The 16,525-nt window shown below is 37.3% G+C and carries 13 protein-coding genes and 1 pseudogene; 10 read left to right on the forward strand and 4 right to left on the reverse strand.

Annotated features, from left to right (window positions below):
- The first annotated feature begins 207 nt into the window (after nt 1-207).
- A complete protein-coding gene (locus tag DPX34_RS15725; protein WP_111979402.1) occupies nt 208-1,197 on the forward strand; it encodes an alpha/beta hydrolase in 990 nt (329 codons plus the stop codon).
- A 413-nt stretch (nt 1,198-1,610) separates the two neighbouring features.
- On the opposite strand, the gene DPX34_RS15730 is transcribed toward DPX34_RS15725, so the two are convergent.
- A complete protein-coding gene (locus tag DPX34_RS15730) occupies nt 1,611-2,588 on the reverse strand; it encodes a glycoside hydrolase family 43 protein (RefSeq protein ID WP_232824767.1) in 978 nt (325 codons plus the stop codon).
- A 252-nt stretch (nt 2,589-2,840) separates the two neighbouring features.
- Between DPX34_RS15730 and DPX34_RS15735 the strand changes: the two genes are divergently transcribed.
- The 8 genes from DPX34_RS15735 (at nt 2,841) to DPX34_RS15770 (ending at nt 13,416) form a co-directional block, all read left to right on the forward strand.
- Entirely contained in the window at nt 2,841-3,869 is a 1,029-nt protein-coding gene (locus DPX34_RS15735; protein ID WP_111979404.1) for an arabinan endo-1,5-alpha-L-arabinosidase, read from the forward strand.
- A 36-nt stretch (nt 3,870-3,905) separates the two neighbouring features.
- Nucleotides 3,906-5,855: a family 43 glycosylhydrolase gene (locus tag DPX34_RS15740; RefSeq protein WP_232824768.1), complete on the forward strand. Its 1,950-nt coding sequence runs from the start codon at nt 3,906-3,908 to the stop codon at nt 5,853-5,855.
- Between the two features lie 908 nt (nt 5,856-6,763).
- The gene (locus DPX34_RS15745; RefSeq protein ID WP_111979405.1) at nt 6,764-8,326 is read left to right on the forward strand and encodes a sodium/sugar symporter; all 1,563 of its coding nucleotides are present in this window, start codon (nt 6,764-6,766) and stop codon (nt 8,324-8,326) included.
- A 446-nt stretch (nt 8,327-8,772) separates the two neighbouring features.
- The gene (locus DPX34_RS15750) at nt 8,773-10,023 is read left to right on the forward strand and encodes a ParA family protein (RefSeq protein WP_111979406.1); all 1,251 of its coding nucleotides are present in this window, start codon (nt 8,773-8,775) and stop codon (nt 10,021-10,023) included.
- Nucleotides 10,023-10,949, forward strand: coding sequence for a ParB N-terminal domain-containing protein (locus DPX34_RS15755; protein ID WP_111979407.1), 927 nt, complete (start codon nt 10,023-10,025; stop codon nt 10,947-10,949). Before DPX34_RS15750 ends, DPX34_RS15755 begins: the two co-directional genes overlap by 1 nt.
- A gap of 322 nt (nt 10,950-11,271) precedes the next feature.
- Entirely contained in the window at nt 11,272-12,204 is a 933-nt protein-coding gene (locus DPX34_RS15760; protein ID WP_111979408.1) for a DNA replication terminus site-binding protein, read from the forward strand.
- Nucleotides 12,205-12,637: 433 nt separating this feature from the next.
- A complete protein-coding gene (locus DPX34_RS15765) occupies nt 12,638-12,967 on the forward strand; it encodes a type II toxin-antitoxin system PrlF family antitoxin (protein WP_111979409.1) in 330 nt (109 codons plus the stop codon).
- Between the two features lie 2 nt (nt 12,968-12,969).
- Nucleotides 12,970-13,416 carry a type II toxin-antitoxin system YhaV family toxin gene (locus tag DPX34_RS15770; protein WP_232824769.1) on the forward strand — a complete coding sequence of 149 codons (447 nt, stop codon included), beginning with the start codon at nt 12,970-12,972 and terminating at the stop codon, nt 13,414-13,416.
- A 142-nt stretch (nt 13,417-13,558) separates the two neighbouring features.
- Here DPX34_RS15770 and DPX34_RS15775 read toward each other — a convergent pair whose 3' ends face one another.
- Nucleotides 13,559-13,942: a hypothetical protein gene (locus DPX34_RS15775; protein ID WP_111979410.1), complete on the reverse strand. Its 384-nt coding sequence runs from the start codon at nt 13,940-13,942 to the stop codon at nt 13,559-13,561.
- Nucleotides 13,943-14,160: 218 nt separating this feature from the next.
- Here DPX34_RS15775 and DPX34_RS15780 point away from each other — a divergent pair, with 218 nt between their 5' ends.
- Nucleotides 14,161-15,156 carry a tyrosine-type recombinase/integrase gene (locus DPX34_RS15780; protein WP_157964756.1) on the forward strand — a complete coding sequence of 332 codons (996 nt, stop codon included), beginning with the start codon at nt 14,161-14,163 and terminating at the stop codon, nt 15,154-15,156.
- 117 nt (nt 15,157-15,273) lie between these two features.
- Here the strand turns inward: DPX34_RS15780 and DPX34_RS22450 are convergent, their stop codons facing one another.
- Both DPX34_RS22450 and DPX34_RS15785 read right to left on the reverse strand, forming a co-directional pair.
- A complete protein-coding gene (locus DPX34_RS22450) occupies nt 15,274-15,519 on the reverse strand; it encodes a BrxR family transcriptional regulator (RefSeq protein ID WP_499698292.1) in 246 nt (81 codons plus the stop codon).
- A gap of 37 nt (nt 15,520-15,556) precedes the next feature.
- Nucleotides 15,557-16,491: pseudogene (locus DPX34_RS15785) on the reverse strand (IS3 family transposase); the annotation flags it as partial.
- Nucleotides 16,492-16,525: the final 34 nt, after the last annotated feature.

A 16,525-nucleotide genomic window follows, 5' to 3' on the forward strand; every position in this document is an offset into this window, starting at 1 on the left:
TTAGGGCCGCCTAAATGGATTTAGGTGTTAGAACGACGCAGAAGCCAAAGTCGAGAGTAAGCGCTGACAATGAACCCTAAAACCTGAGCGAGAAAACTATAATTCACTTGGGTATAGATAACAAAAATCAGATTGCGTTGGCTAATCTGATTTTTTTGTTTCTGCTCGATGTGTTTATCAGGATTTTAGTAAAACGAGAAAATCATCATGACTACACTCTGTGTTAATCTACGTATAAAACCATGGCTTATGTTTAGCTTTGTATTATTGGCTATATTAGATATTAACTCTCTTCAAGCTAGAGTATTTACCGTAGACGATAGTTACACGGTTGCCGCGCGCTTTGCTAAATACAGCAAAAAAGAGGCTAAGTTAATCGAGCCTGAACTTGTGTTTGCACAAGGACAAAAAGTTTATTTTGATCGCGTTTACCAATCTTTATCAACACGCGATTTACACCTAGATGTGTTTTTACCTATTAAAAGTAATCATCAAGCGATCGTCATGGTACATGGCGGCGGTTGGCGTAGCGGCAACAAATCACATTTTTATGCATTGGCTAATGTACTCGCGAAAAAAGGTTATACCTTAATATTGCCTGAGTATCGTTTATCTATAGAAGCCCCATACCCTGCCGGTTTAGAAGACATCAATCAAGCTATTGAATGGACAAAAAAGAACGCTAAAAATTTAAATATTGACCCGACTAAAATTGCAATAGCGGGGGGCTCATCTGGCGGACATATGGCGGCTTTAATTGGCTTTACCCAGCATTTGCCATTGTTTAAACCCGTAACGCCAATATTGCGCAAACCGTCCAGGTTAAATGCCATTATTGATTTAGATGGCGTACTCGATTTAACGGATCCAGAAACGTTAAAGCATGAAAACAAGAAGAAAGATAAATCCGCTTTTGCTTTATGGATTGGCGGTAGTTGGCAAAATGCTAATAGTCTATGGCGACAGGCTTCACCGGCTGAATATATATCGCAAGATGCGCCGCCTTTATTGGTGATAAGCAGTGGCCAAAAACGGTTTACGCAAGGGCGAGAACGTGTATTTAATCAATTGACTGCTTTAAATATACCTACTCGATTACACGAGTTTGATCAAGTTATTCATACGTTTTGGTTATTCGACCCCTACCTAACTCTTACCGCTAAAGTGATGGATGAATTTTTACAAAGCGAATGGTAGTCGTTCCTTGCACCTGTTGTGATTTATCACGATTTATACCAATCCGCAATAGTAAGTGCCCACTCAGCGAGCGTTTAAATGCGCTTAAATGAAAGAATAGCGGTGCTCTATTGAGTTCGAGCAACACAGAGTAAGCGCATTTAAAACTCGCCTGAAAGGAATGCCCCAGCGGCTTTTGACCTGCGTTATCGGTATTTGAAAGGGAACAACCATTCCTGTACACCGACGCCTTGTTGAAAAACCGCTGGATGCACTCTGAGAGATCACTTATTTATATGAATTGGTATTAATCTGGTTGATTGCATTGAACATTTATAATTTGAAGTATCTGTGGAATAGATTGAGATGATTATGATGACAGACCTACCAGTGACTATTATAAATAGTCTCACTGGTAGGCTAAAGCTTGTTGGTTAATCGTCGAGTGCTTGGCCAAAAACAGGGAAGCCGTTTTCGTCCCAGTTTACTTTACGGATGCGTGCATGGCGGTTTGGATCTGATAATGGATCACCAATCAGATCACGATAATCACGCGCATGATAAATGAGTAAGTCGGTAACGCCATCTTCTGCCACGGTAAAGCCATTATGCCCAGGCCCGTAACGTTTTACATCTTCATTTGTGCTTAACACGGGAGTTGGGTTTTTGTGCCAAGAGGCTTCGTTCATTAAATCGCTATCAACATCTGCCCATAATAACCCCATGGCATAGTTATGATCAGTCGCACTGGCTGAGTAAGTTACAAATACTTTACCGTTACGTATGATCACTGCAGGGCCTTCATTTACTTTGTAGCCAATTGTTTCCCATGCTAGCTCGGGTTTGGTTAATACAATAACGTTGGAAGTATCAATTGACGTTGGACCTGTCATTTCTGCCATCCAAAGAGCCGTATTATAACTGCGCTCTTTGTTTGATTGAGCCCAAATCATGTAACGTTTGCCTTTATGTTTAAAGGTTGTAGCGTCTAATGCGAAATTTTCCCATCCACTGTCTACTTGTCCTTCTTCTATCCATTCTCCTTCCATTGGGTTAGCTGATGAATTTGATAAGGCGTACATACTGATGTGCCAAATGTCTTCAGCTCGTGATGCTGCAAAATAGATATACCATTTATCATCAATTTTATGCAGTTCGGGTGCCCAAATATGTTTACTCATTGGGCCGGTAGTGTGTTTACGCCACACTGTTTTTTCGGCTGCGTTTGTTAGGCCATTAATGGTTTTGGCGCTACGCAAAATAATGCGATCAAATTCCGGCACACTACCAATAAAGTAATATGTTTCATCAGTGTCTTTATAGATCCAAGGATCGGCTCTTTGTTCAACTAAAGGATTATTATAGGTCATGGGCGTTTCGGCTAAGGTGTTTGTGTCACTGTTTGTGGGCATGTTACAGCCTAGTATTGTGGTACTTAATCCGATAATCAAGATTTTTGCTGTAGTGAATAGTTGCTTTACGCAATGTTGAGCAGACTTCATGTGAACCTCGTCATATTGATTAAAAAACTTTAATAGTAATACTATAGCATTTAATTAATATTGTGCTATTATTTTCTTAACATATTGAATATTTAATTTGTGAGTTTGTAACACCTTGACTACACCTATAGTGAAGCTTGTTACTTAATTTTGGGGTTTATTATGAAAAATCGTTTTCAATTCAAGTGGTTATGGTTTCTTTTGTCAATCACGTTATTTAGCATTAATTTTCAGTCTAATGCGCAAGAAGTTATTGCGCATGATCCCGTCATGACACAAGTAGGTAATAAGTATTACTTATTTACTACCGGACTGGGTATCAGCTTTTATGAATCAACCGATATGGTGAATTGGCAACCTAATGGATCGGTTTTTAAATCGTCTCCGGCTTGGATAAAGCAGGTTGTACCTAATTTTGATGGTCACATGTGGGCACCTGATGTTTATCAAGCTAATGGTTTATTTTATGTGTATTACTCGATTTCGGCATTTGGTAAAAATACGTCTGCAATCGGTGTGGTAACCAATAAAACGCTTGACCCTAAATCGAGTGAATTTAACTGGGTTGATCATGGCATTGTGATCCGCTCTATACCCAATCGTGACTTATGGAACGCAATTGATCCCGCCATTATTAAAGACGACAAAGGTGATACGTGGATGTCATTTGGATCTTTCTGGTCTGGCATTAAGTTGGTTAAGTTAGATGATTCTTTAACTCGACTCGCTCAACCTCAGGTTTGGCACAGCATTGCTAAGCGCGACCGTTCTATTTATACCGATGATTTAGATGCTTATCCTGGGGCAATTGAAGCACCTTTTATTTTTAAACGCGGTGAATATTATTACCAATTTGTATCTTGGGATTTTTGCTGTCGTGGCACTGAAAGCACTTATAAAGTGGTGGTAGGTCGATCTAAACAGGTAGAAGGACCTTATTTAGATAAAGCCGGTTTGTCGATGGCTAAAGGGGGCGGCTCTATTGTTTTGCAAGGTGATAAGCGTTGGTTTGGTCTTGGTCATAATAGTATTTACGATGTCGATGGCATCACAAAATTAGTTTTTCATGCTTATGACGCAAAAGACAACGGCGTGCCCAAATTAAAAATTATTGATGTTGATTGGCAAGCTGATGGTTGGCCACAGGTTAATAGCCAAGACATCGTTAAATATCGTAGCAACATAAAGTAATTCGAATAGTTATAAACACTCACCAGAGGTAGAAAAATGCAGTGTATTTCAAATTTTAAAGGCGCTATCAATACGCCTATTGTCAGCTTAGTTGCGGGCACACGGTTTATCATTATGGCTTTGTTATTTATAACCACGTTAGCGGGGTGTAATTTAACGCAGAACAGTAACAGTGAACAAGACAAGCAGTTACAGATCGCTGCTGATACGTTTGCTAACCCAGTATTGCGTAATGGTGCAGATCCGTGGATGCATTATTACGAAGGCAATTATTATTTAACCACCACCACATGGACCTCTCAATTAGTGATGCGTAAATCGCCGACTATTGCCGGTTTAGCGGATGCGCCTGCGCATTATATTTGGTCAGGTTCGGATCCTTCACGTGCCTTTAACTTTTGGGCCTTTGAGTTTCATCCAATTGAACGGCCAGAAGGTTTGCGTTGGTATGTGATCATTACTTCAGGTGTTGAAGAGAATTTTGGCGGGCAACGCAATCATATTTTAGAAAGTGAAGGCACCGATCCAATGGGACCTTACCAGTATAAAGGTACACCAATGCCTGATCATTGGAATATAGATGGTAGTTATTTTGAACACAAAGGCGCGCTTTATTTCACTTGGTCTGAATGGTTAGGGCCAGAACAGGTTAATTTAGTGTCTAAAATGACAAACCCTTGGACACTCGAGGGTGAACGTAATGTGATCACTCGCCCAGAATATAAATGGGAACAATCAGGTCTTAAAGTCAATGAAGGCCCTGAAATTATTAAACATAACGGTCGTGTATTTTTAACGCATTCAGCCAGTTTTTGTAATACCGAAGATTATAAATTAGCGGTGGTGGAGTTAATTGGCGATGATCCGGTTAAACCTGAATCGTGGCATAAATTTGATAAGCCTTTCTTTTCAAAAGCGAATGGGGTTTATGGCCCTGGACATCATGGCTTTTTTACCTCACCTGATGGCAGTGAAGAATGGTTAATTTATCATGGTAATTCGTCGCCAACGGATGGTTGTAGTGGTACTCGTTCTACTCGTGCGCAACCCTTTACCTGGTCAGAAAATGGTTTACCTAACTTTGGCGAACCCATTATGGATAAGCAAGCTTTAGCAGTACCGAGTGGTGAGCAAGGTCCATTAACCGCACAAGTTCAAGGCGTTAAATATAAAGTCGTTAACCGAGGTTCTAATTTATGTTTAGTGGCTGATGCACAAGGTGTTGTGTCGGCACAAGATTGTACTGCCGATAATGCAGAGTGGGTGGTAGACCCTGCAAATGATGGTTTATTCCGATTAGTTAATAGCGATTTTGGTACCTTTATGTCTCAAGCTGATTGCGCTACAGATGCACAAGGTGTAATGGCTCAACCCTGGATTTCGTCAAATTGTCAGCGTTGGCATGTTGATGCATCGGAGTTAGGTTGGGTGCGCTTTGCGAATGCAGAATCATTATCGCATTTACAAATCGCTGGTTGTGGTAGTGCGTCTGGCTCTGCGGTTGTAACCGGTGGTGATCGTTTTACGCAATGTACAGATTGGCGTTTAGAGCCTGTTTCGACGTTAGCGATGATCAACGCAAATAGCGGTAAAGTGGTTTCGGTTGAAGGTTGTTCTGCTGATGTTGATGCGAATATTACTCAGGTTGAATATAAAGATTTAGCTTGTCAAAAATGGCAAGCCAGCCCAACTGAAAATGGTTTTTATACGTTTAAATCATTAAATACTGATAATTTATGTTTGGCTGTAAATGGTCAGTCAGACGGAAAAGTTGATATTGCTGATAATGTTGTACAAGCCAAATGTAATGAAAAAGACAGTGAGTGGCGTTTTGAATTATTACCTAATGGTGCGTTACGTATGGTTTCGCATTACGGTTTAGCGCTTAAAATTGGAAATTGTAGTTTAAAAAATGACGACAACGTAATGCAAGAAGTGTGGAAAGATACCATTTGCCAACACTTCTATTTTAGAGAAGCAGAGTAACCCTTTTGTCTACCTTGTGATGGTTGATTTTGCCCGTGCAAACGGGCTTTTTTTACTATTTATGCCGGTTGCGAGTGTTATACCAATCCGTAATAATAACTGCCCACTCAGCGAGCGCTTAAATGAAAGAATAGTGGTGCTCTTTTGAGTTCGAGCAACACAGAGTAAGCGCATTTAAAACTCGCCTGAAAGGAATGCCCCAGCGGCTTTTAATCTGCGTTATCGGTATTTGAAAGGGAACAACCATTCCTGTACACCGACGCCTTGTTCAAAAACCGCTGGATGCATTCTGAGAGATCACTTATTAATATGGATTGGTATTAGATAAAGATTTTCACCTTTGGCACTGACCTTCAAGGATTGCAGGTTAGTGTCATTTTTCCTTGTTTTTATTCTCGATGAATGTAAGTTCAACCGTAAATTTTATAGATAAATTAGTTTCCCATAAGCATTTTTCTTTTCTCTACAATATTCTTCCCGCATAAATTATTGATGAATTAAATACAGGGTATCCATTGATACGAAAGTGTAATTATTTGTCACTTGTTTTGTATTATAAAACCAATAAGTATTACTTAATTTTTACGTTACTTAATTTCAATCTGTATAAGAAAATATAAATACAATAGTTGGTTAAAGTTAGGCGGTTGTTTTTAAACAGTAAACTTTATTTTATTTACCCTAAAACGCTATTTGTTTTAGTAGTCGTTTATTCCTAATTTATCTTTTTAGTAATATATTAAACTTAATAGTAATACTATATTAACATATCCAGAAAAGTGCGGTACACTTTATAGAATTGCTAAATGGTTTACTAAAATGCTTTGCTTTGTAAGCGTAAACTTTTTTTAGCTAAAGCCATTGCGTAGGCCAACCGCCTATTCGTTTATTTTTTTAGGAACATTATTATGAAATTAGCAACGCTCGATTTTTTTATATTTATTGTTTATGCAATCGGTTTGCTTTGTATTGCATTGTGGATCTCGCGTAACGATAAAAAAGAAGGCACGAACACTGAAGATTATTTCTTAGCCAGTAAAGCCTTACCTTGGTGGGCTATTGGTGCTTCATTAATTGCCTCTAATATTTCGGCTGAGCAAATTATCGGTATGTCGGGCTCTGGCTTTGCATTAGGAATGGGTATTGCCTCGTACGAGTTGATGGCTGCATTAACGTTGGTTTTAGTCGGCAAGTACTTATTACCCGTATTTTTAAAAAATAATATTTATACCATGCCGCAGTATTTAGAGCAGCGTTTTGATACTCGCGTTAAAACGGTCATGGCCACTTTTTGGTTGGCGGTTTATATTTTTGTTAATTTAACCTCGGTTTTATGGTTAGGTGGTTTGGCGTTTGAAAGTGTCGCCGGTGTTGATGCGATGTTTGGCATGATATTTTTAGCGATATTCTCAATTGCTTATTCATTATATGGTGGCTTAAAAGCCGTTGCTTATACTGATATTTTGCAAGTGGTATTGTTAGTATTTGGTGGTTTGTTACTCAGTTATTTAGCACTTGATGCGGTATCAGACGGGCAAGGGTTTATCGCTGGTTTTGGGGTGTTAACCGAAAAGTTACCTGGCCACTTCGATATGATTTTATCTGAAGAAAATTCGCAATATATTAACTTACCCGGCATTTCAGTTTTAGTCGGTGGTTTATGGGTGACTAACCTTGCATATTGGGGTTTTAATCAATATATCATTCAACGTGCCTTAGCCGCGAGTAACATTAAAGAAGCGCAAAAAGGTATTGTGTTTGCGGCATATTTAAAATTATTAATGCCGATTATTGTTGTTGTTCCCGGAATAGCGGCTGTAATTTTATACCCAGAAATTGAGAAAAATGATTTAGCGTATCCCGCTTTAATGGACTTAATGCCAGTGGGGATTAAAGGCTTAATATTTGCGGCTCTTGTGGCGGCTATTGTTTCTTCGCTTGCTTCAATGACCAACAGTATTTCAACGATCTTTACGATGGATATTTACAGTAAAGCGGTTAAAAATAAAAGCCAGCGTCATTATGTGCATATTGGGCGTATCACTTCGTTAGTCGCTTTAAGCATTGGTTTGCTTACCGCAGAGCCTTTACTCGGTAAATTTGATCAAGCGTTTCAATATATTCAAGAGTTCACCGGGCTATTTACCCCGGGTATTGTGGTGATCTTTATCACGGGTATGTTCTGGAAACGCACAACCGCTAACGCTGCCTTAGCTGCGGGGGTTGGTTCTGCCGTGTTTTCTGTGTTAATTAAAGTGATGGCGCCAGAATACCCGTTCATGGATCGCATGGGCATTGTGTTGTTACTTTGTTTTGGTGTGACTATTTTGATGTCGTTGATGAGTAAATCAGAGCAAAATAATACTTGTGTTAATTTAAGTGAAGTTAATTTTGAAACCTCCAAAGGCTTTAACATTGCTTCGCTTGGCGTTGTGATTATTCTTTGTATTATTTATACCGTGTGGTGGTAATACATATTTAAAAAAAGATAGCCTTTGTTGTATGTTAGGCGCTTTCTCTCTACGTGGGTTAGCGCCTTTTTTTATTTTTCATGAGGGCTACCTGATTTTTTAAGCGTTATTCGTGAGTGGGTTGCCTGTAAATGACTGGGATCATAAATAATTTAATCGAGGCTTCCGCTAGCGGTTAATTACTCCATTTCATTTATCTGTCAATGCTTCGTCTGAGGATATTTTGGCAAGCGTTCTTTCTCTTTGTAAAGCATAGTGAGCATCGCTATCTGATCTAGGCTTAATTAATGTAAACAAAACGACAATAATCGTTTATTTTGTCTATTTGTTTTAATTGTGTATCTTTACATGTTTTGTGGTTTTTTATGTATTTTGTGTAAATTTTATATTTACATGTTGTTTTTTTGTAGTAAGATTTAACTATTAAAAGTTAATCGGGTTTTAAAATGACAACATTAATAGATGATTTATTAAAGTTAGGTCAACACTTAGACAAAAAAAATGAAGAGCGCTACAAAGCCGTTTCGAAAGAGCGTACGTTTCACGATATAGAACGAATAATTAAAAACCATGCGTTAAACATGGTCGCTGCTGCTAAGGCATGTGGTATGAATCGTGTAACATTCAAAGCTAAGTACGATGAGGCTGTAAAGTTAGGGGTAATTGACGAGGTTTTAAAACCTAATAGTTCATCTTATCTATTTACGCTAAAACATATGCACGCCCTGATGGATTGGTTGAAATTACCAAAATGGTCAGATAAAAACTACGAAACACACGTCATTAATTCTCAAAATCAAAAAGGAGGAACCGGCAAGTCAACGACCTTGATCACATTGGCTGCAGGTTTATCTCTTTTGTTGGGTGAGCGATTAAAAATCCTTGTGATTGATTTAGATCCACAGGGTAGCTTAAGAAAGTATCTATTACCCCATCAAGAATACGCATTTGATATACTAACGGCTGTTGATATTATGTTAGGGGAAGATGAATCTGATGGTTTGTATCAAGAATACTTAGATGATGGGTTGAGCCACGAAGAAATTCTGAAAAGCTCGATTCATGAAACTCACATTCCTAATTTACATGTATTGCCTAGTTTTTCTGAAGATGAACGGTTTTCACAGGCCGCTTGGATGCATTTTGCCAAAACCGGCGATTTAAAACACGTGAAATTGTTAAAAGAAAAAATTATTAATTCGGTTAAAGATGATTACGACGTGATTTTTTTGGACACTGGACCTCACATTAACCCATTGGTATGGTCTGCTCAATATGCTTCTACAGGTATGTTAGTACCTTTTAGCCCAAAAGAATTAGACTGGCATTCAACAAGTCAATTTTTAAGAAATTTACCCCATCAATTGATGCAAACGCTACCGAATAAAGGCGAAAACATTGAATGGCTTAAAGTGCTAGCGACGAATTGCAATGCTGAATTCAATCGAGATCAAAAAGTATTATCGGCTTCAAGAGAGGCATTAGCTTCAGGTGAATGGATGTTCCCTGCTCGAATGATTAACTCACAAGCATTTGAAGCTGCAGCTCAAAACAATTGCACTGTTTTCGATATTAAAAAAGTTGAGAAGCTTTGTCCTGATAAACAGTTAGATAAAATAAAACCGTATACGGATATATTAATAAATGAATTTCTTGGTTTTATCGAATCTAAAAGCAAAGTGAAGGCGGATGAATAATGGGTAATAATTTTTATGCTAGTGGCCGAGGTGCTAATAAAAGAGAAAGAGAATCTTATAAAATTATTGCGCCTAGCGGTAATGAATATGAATTTAGATTAATCAGTATTCCAAGTGAAAATGTCAGTCAGGTTGTAAAAAAATCTGAATTTAATCAAAGAAGTAATGAGCATTTAACGCTAGCATCAGTTAATGATATTTATCCTGGTATTAAAGATAATTTATCAAATAAAGAACCTGTAAAAGCTTATGGAACGGCTAATGGTTTAACCTTGCTTGAAGGAACTAGGCGTTCGTTTTGTGTGAGCCATATTCCAGGTGCAAAATTGAAAGTATGGTTAACCGCGTCGATGGAAGCTGTGGATGAAAAGTGGTTTGCTTCAACTGCTGATTCATACGATAAACCGACGACAGTTGATATCGCAATGTCACTAAAAAAAATGAATAGTGATATGAAGATAACTGAAATAATGGAGCATTATTCTATTTCAAAGGGGACATCACAAAATGCTAAAGATATTTCTAAAATGTCTTATGATGTGATCAGCTTGTTCCCTGCAATAAAATATATACCAATTCGTTTTCTTCTTAGTCTAAATAAAGTTGATATTGATGTACTCGATAAAGTAACGATTAATGTAGCTAAACAGATAGATTTAGACTCAGACAAGTTGCTTGATGATATATATTGCAAAGAAAAAACGAATGCAATCAAAGCTTTATTTGAAAAAGAGCTTTCGGCTATCAATAAATTAAATACAAAGGTTAATCAGGTCTATACACCGTCAGAGCATCAAAAATCTATTATGAAGTTAAGGCGTAAAGGTTTGAAAACCAAAATTAATAACAAAGGAAATTTAGTTTTGGAAATTGATCACCTAGAAGATGAATTAATTGAGCGTTTGCTTGGATTTTTTAAAGAGTAATTATTTTGTCTCAGGCATTAAGAAGACTTATTTTTTTTAAAGTTAATTAATGTCTGGTTGTCAGAAGAGTAAGTCTATTTAAGGTTTAGTAAAACAATGATTAATCACTTTATTTTGCACACACATGCTAATATAGTTGTAAAAAACATTAAGCGTTAACCCGCCCTATATTTTGCTAAACGTGTTTTTGTTTATTTGCTTTGTCGTTCTTTTAATGTGATTAGATACGCAAGGTCGATTGTTCATATTAACCAAACTGTTGCATGTGTGTGCAAAAATACTATAGTTATTCACAACCTCTTATTTCAAACTAAGCGTAACAATGATTGACCAAAAAGATATCGACTACGTACGTGAACAATATGAAATCCTAAATAATCTAATCACCTGTTTATGCCGTGATTTATTAAATGGGGAAGAGTTTATAGACGCAAACGTTATTATGCTAGGGCAAAACTGCCCCTCAACTTTATCTGCGCCGATCCTTAAAAGAGGCTCTTTACCTTTACTCAATCAAGCGATTAAGCAACATCAATTTGATCCCGGTGATGACAGCAAGAGAGTTTTACGCTTTCCAGGATATGTTCAGGTTATGAATCATAAACTTTGGCAACTTATCATTAATCAAATCAACATGATTAATGCCCAAAAAATGATGTTATCTAAATTTATTATCACGACCGGCAAAGTAAAATCAATTACAGATGAGCAAGGGAATAGGTCGTTTTTAACCAATGATTTATTATATCAATCATTGCCTATGCATAACTTAAAAATGATTGAACGGCAAATTACGTATATTAAAGACCCGGTTCAAAAAATTTCATCGGGTTGGAATATTGATTTTAATAGAGAAAAGCCAATTAATAATATTGATGAATTTATTGAAAGTCTCGAAAGCCGATATAATAAATTAGATTCAACAATGCTGGTATCTATCGATGAGTGGCAATCCAACATCGAAAAAACAATTCTATTTGTTAGAATGTATGCTCAACAAAACATTCAGCTTAGGATTATCCGGCCACGTCCCGTTGAACTCATTTTGAGGTTTAAGAGTTTTGATTTACCCTTAACTCGAATTAAGCCTAGACTACCCGTCTTTGTTCATAATTTAGAGAATAAGCCAGTTAAATTAAATCCAAGAGAGATCACACCGCCACCAATTCACACTAAGTTAGTTAATGATACACAAAAAATGCAATATAAAAGGCTAAACCCCTACATGCATCTATATGCGTGCATACCATTTTAATTTATACATCAATATTATTAGCGTGCATACACCCGAAAATTATTATAAATATAGTCTTCTCGCTCAGGTTTTATGGTTCATTGTCAGCGCTTACTCTCGACTTTGGCTCCTGCGTCGTTCTAACACCTAAATCCATTTAGGCGGCCCCAATCACATAATAAAGCATATGCTCATGAGGTCTCGAAGCTTGCCTGCATGGATGCAGGTAAGGGGCGAGAGCAGGACGCGGTAGCTTTGACGNGCTTTGCTTACATGGATGTAAGTACTTCGGTTTCGTCTGGAACTAGAAACCTGCCCCTAAAACCCGATCGCTTTGACTATAACAATAGTCATCCATCAGCATTAAATAACAGTAGTACATTTAGTTAACAACCTTGAAATGGTAATGCATTTGCATTACCATTGGTCATAAGCTTAGTTTTGGGAGAGAATAATGGCACAATCAACTTTAGTTACAGAATCAACATTAACCGACCGCTTTCAAACAACTGTACCTAGTGTTGTACGTCAAGCATTGCACTTAAATAAAAAAGATAAAATTAAGTTTGAAATTCAGCCTAACGGTAATGTCATGCTTTCTCGCGTGGAGTCACCTAAAAGTGATCCTGTTGTTGAATCCTTTTTAGCTTTTGTTGCTAATGATATGCAAAAGCATCCTGAAAAAGTTCAGCCACTTACGGCATCGATGCGTGATCGCGTGGAGTTATTAATCGCTGGTACTGAATTAGATTTAGATGCGCCACTGCTTGATGAGGATGAATAGCCTTGTCGGTTAATGCAGCCATCGTAGTGAATGGGTGGACGTTATACACACACCCATTATTTGTTGAGCAATATGAACTTTTAGAGAAGAAAGTTAAACAAAAAGATGCTGTTGACTACCTCAACAAGAACGATACCAAAAGACTCGCCGCTATCCATAAGTTAGCGTTTGAAGTCATTCCTCAAGACCCTACAAAGCCAGATTATCGCCAAGGTAAAACGCTAGGTGATAAAAACAAACATTGGTTTAGAGCTAAATTTTTCCAGCAATATAGATTGTTTTTTCGATACGATATTCAATCAAAAATTATCGTTTATGCCTGGGTAAATGACGATAGTAGTAAACGCGCATACGAAAGTAAAAATGATGCCTATAAGGTTTTTGCCAAGATGTTAAAGTCCGGTAACCCACCCGATAGCTGGGATGATTTATCGAGTATAAACCTTTAGGGACAAAGTACTCCCCCCCTGCCAGTGTCAAAATCATACGTAAAATTGCGATAAGGAAATAGTGTGACAACCATGTTCGATAGTTCCTTATTTGTCGATATTGCCGATGTCATTGGTTTAGATGTCCATAAAGCTTTCTGATTCAATATAACTTTTCAATTAAATCGTTTAAGGCCTCAAAAATAACATCGTCATCGGTTTCAAACTCATTTGTCAAAGAGTGAATTTTTTCTATTAATGCTTTAGTTGATGGTTCCAACTTTACATGACGTGGATTAATTTTTTTATCCGATTTAAACCGGCTAATACGATTAACAAACTTATTAAAAGACTCTTCTGTAAATATTTCATTTAATAGTTGGGTTGATTGGTATTTATACTCATCAAGCTCTGTTTTTTCATATAAACGCAGAGCGTCGAGAAGCGGGATACTTTGCGCTACCGGTATTTTATCTAATTCAGTAGGTTTATCGTTAAAAAAACGCAAAATATTTAAAAGACGCGACTTTCTAAAAGATCTATTCATTGTTCTTTTTAATGGTGATTAATCATATTTTTATAATAATGAAAAATAACAGCAAACTCCAGTGAAAATCAAGCAAACTAAAACATGATTAATCACTATTAAAGATAAATAACTATTATCTTTAATAGTGATTAATCATGTTTTTAAAGGTATTTTGTGCTAACGTGGTTACTCAACACTTTAAATTGGTATATACCTTAATTTTTTCGGTGAAAATTATGGCCCTAACTACGCTTCCCCATCAAACGTTACTACTAGCGGGATCTACTTTAAGTGAAGATGAGAGAAAAAAAGCCGTTGAGTATAACGACCGTGTTTTTAAGTATTTACCGGCTAATACACAACGCTCTTATAATAATGCGATGAATTGTTTTTCTATTTTTTGTAGTGATAATGTTAATGTCACTGGCTTCAGTGAAGATTTCCAAAACAATAAATCAACAATGGAATCTTACTTTCATTATTTACTGCATGAGACCGAATTATCTAGAGCCACAATTGAACATCGGCTTGCTGTTCTTTCTACTTTTTTAAAAGTTATGGAATGGCCAAACCCGCAGTATCAATCAAAAATTCTCTCTCAGCACATTTCGGTTAGCTTAAATTCTTTAAGATCAGGAATACAAAAACAAGCTGAACCCTTACTATGCGAAATGCTTGATTACATTAATGACAACCTTATTCCAGATAACAAATTAGTTATTAGAGCTCGATTACTGGTTAACTTAATGTTTGATGGTCTGCTAAGGGCTTCCGAAGCATCAGAATTAAAATTCACAGATATTAAATCCAAATCAAACACCGTTTTTTTAGCAAAATCTAAAACAGATAAACGAAAAGTCGGGTCATATAGATTTATAAGCAATACAACAATTGCATTACTCGAAGAATATAAACATGAATTTAAAATCAATGAGGGTTATATATTACGCGCATTAAGCCCTAATCAACGAGTTCAAGATAAACCTATTCAATATCAAACCGTATTAAACGATTTCCGATTGATTAGCACTTTATTAGATTTAGATAACCCTTTAACAGCCCATAGTGCGCGAGTTGGTGGTGCCATTACCATGTCCGAAAATGGGATTGACCCAGTTAAAATACAAATATCCGGCGGCTGGACCGGTTTATCAATGGTAGAGCGTTATACGCGACAAACAAAAGTATCTAAAGGTGGTATGGCTGAAGCTGCAGCAAAAATTAATAGATAGAAACTTGTCTGTTCACGGCTAAAATGATCGCTTACTTAAAATTCCACACCGCGATTGCTTCTAAATATCTTTCCACCTGACTGCGATGTTGTGACCCCAAGATATTTGTCCAACGGCCTATTGGACAATTGTGTTACATGTTTGCGGATAAAAAGATTGTCCATTACCAGTCATGGTTAAATGGTATTTTGTAGGGTGTTTTTCTAATAGCTCATTATCTTCACAAATATGAAAGCGCTGCTTGTAATACATTATCAATGGTTGCCTGACATTGAGCACTAGTTTGTTGTCATTCATGTTGAAATCGGTTGCTATGATTTCTTGTTGAGCTTTTGAAAGGTAAGGATTAGGTATAAAAATGATGTCTTTGCAGGTATTCCAAGCGTTATCTTGCTCTCTTGCCCATGCTCGCTCGGCAGCCTAATTTTGTTAGTAAATTTCTAAACCCTGTACTCGTATATTGTGATCCACGATCACTGTGAAACACCACGCCTTTTGGCGGTTTACGTAAGTTATGCGCTTTAATCAACGCTTTTTCAACTAAATCTCGTGTCATACGCTTAGATATGTGCCAGCCAATAATACGGCGGGAATACAAATCCATAACAATCGCGAGATACAACCAACCTTCGCCTGTTTTCAAATACGTCACATCGCCTGCCCACACCTGATTTGGGGCTACGGGATTAAAATTCATGTTCAACAAGTTATCAGCGACGGCATCACTGTGTTTTCGTTTTGTCGTTACCTTGTAGGCAACCCGTTGAGTTACAACGAGTTTTAATTGGTTCATTAACTTATTTGTTTTATAACGTGATATATCAAAGCCTTTTTTGCGTAATACTTTAGCCAGCTCTCGACTCCCTAGACTATTTCGACTGGCCTTGAATAATTTTTTGGCGCATCGGTATAATCTTAACGTTTCAGCGCTAATAAGTTCACCTGGTCTCTTTAACCAAGCGTAATAGGCCGATGTACTCACTTGCATGACTTCACAGGCAAGTGAGACAGGGTATCGAGCATCGAGCTCAGCAATAAATGAATACCTTACTTCATTTCTTTCGCAAAAAAGGCTGAAGCCTTTTTTAAAATTTCACGTTCCATTTGTAAGCGTTTATTATCCTTTCTGAGTTGTATTAATTCAGCCCGCTCATCTGTTGATAATGTGGTGCCCTCAGCTTGTTTTTTATGCTTGGCAACCCAGTTGTAAAGTATTTTATCAGTAATACCTAGCGCAGAAGCTGCCTGAGCAATTGAATAGTCTTGCTCAATCACTAAAGCAACCGCTTCTTGTTTAAATTCTACGGTATAGTGTTTATTTGTTTTTTTAATCATATTCACCTCAATAATGGGATTATAATCCTTTATT

Source organism: Algibacillus agarilyticus (assembly GCF_003286125.1).
GTDB classification, from domain to species: Bacteria; Pseudomonadota; Gammaproteobacteria; order Enterobacterales; family Alteromonadaceae; genus Algibacillus; species Algibacillus agarilyticus.

What these genes read in the sequence shown, in the direction of transcription:
- DPX34_RS15730 (WP_232824767.1), bottom strand. Translation starts at nt 2,588, where the DNA reads ATGCCCACAAACAGTGACACAAACACCTTAGCCGAAACGCCCATGACC.
- DPX34_RS15750 (WP_111979406.1), top strand. Translation starts at nt 8,773, where the DNA reads ATGACAACATTAATAGATGATTTATTAAAGTTAGGTCAACACTTAGAC.
- DPX34_RS15775 (WP_111979410.1), bottom strand. Translation starts at nt 13,942, where the DNA reads ATGAATAGATCTTTTAGAAAGTCGCGTCTTTTAAATATTTTGCGTTTT.
- DPX34_RS15725 (WP_111979402.1), top strand. Translation starts at nt 208, where the DNA reads ATGACTACACTCTGTGTTAATCTACGTATAAAACCATGGCTTATGTTT.
- DPX34_RS15755 (WP_111979407.1), top strand. Translation starts at nt 10,023, where the DNA reads ATGGGTAATAATTTTTATGCTAGTGGCCGAGGTGCTAATAAAAGAGAA.
- DPX34_RS15765 (WP_111979409.1), top strand. Translation starts at nt 12,638, where the DNA reads ATGGCACAATCAACTTTAGTTACAGAATCAACATTAACCGACCGCTTT.
- DPX34_RS15780 (WP_157964756.1), top strand. Translation starts at nt 14,161, where the DNA reads ATGGCCCTAACTACGCTTCCCCATCAAACGTTACTACTAGCGGGATCT.
- DPX34_RS15745 (WP_111979405.1), top strand. Translation starts at nt 6,764, where the DNA reads ATGAAATTAGCAACGCTCGATTTTTTTATATTTATTGTTTATGCAATC.
- DPX34_RS15735 (WP_111979404.1), top strand. Translation starts at nt 2,841, where the DNA reads ATGAAAAATCGTTTTCAATTCAAGTGGTTATGGTTTCTTTTGTCAATC.
- DPX34_RS15760 (WP_111979408.1), top strand. Translation starts at nt 11,272, where the DNA reads ATGATTGACCAAAAAGATATCGACTACGTACGTGAACAATATGAAATC.
- DPX34_RS15740 (WP_232824768.1), top strand. Translation starts at nt 3,906, where the DNA reads ATGCAGTGTATTTCAAATTTTAAAGGCGCTATCAATACGCCTATTGTC.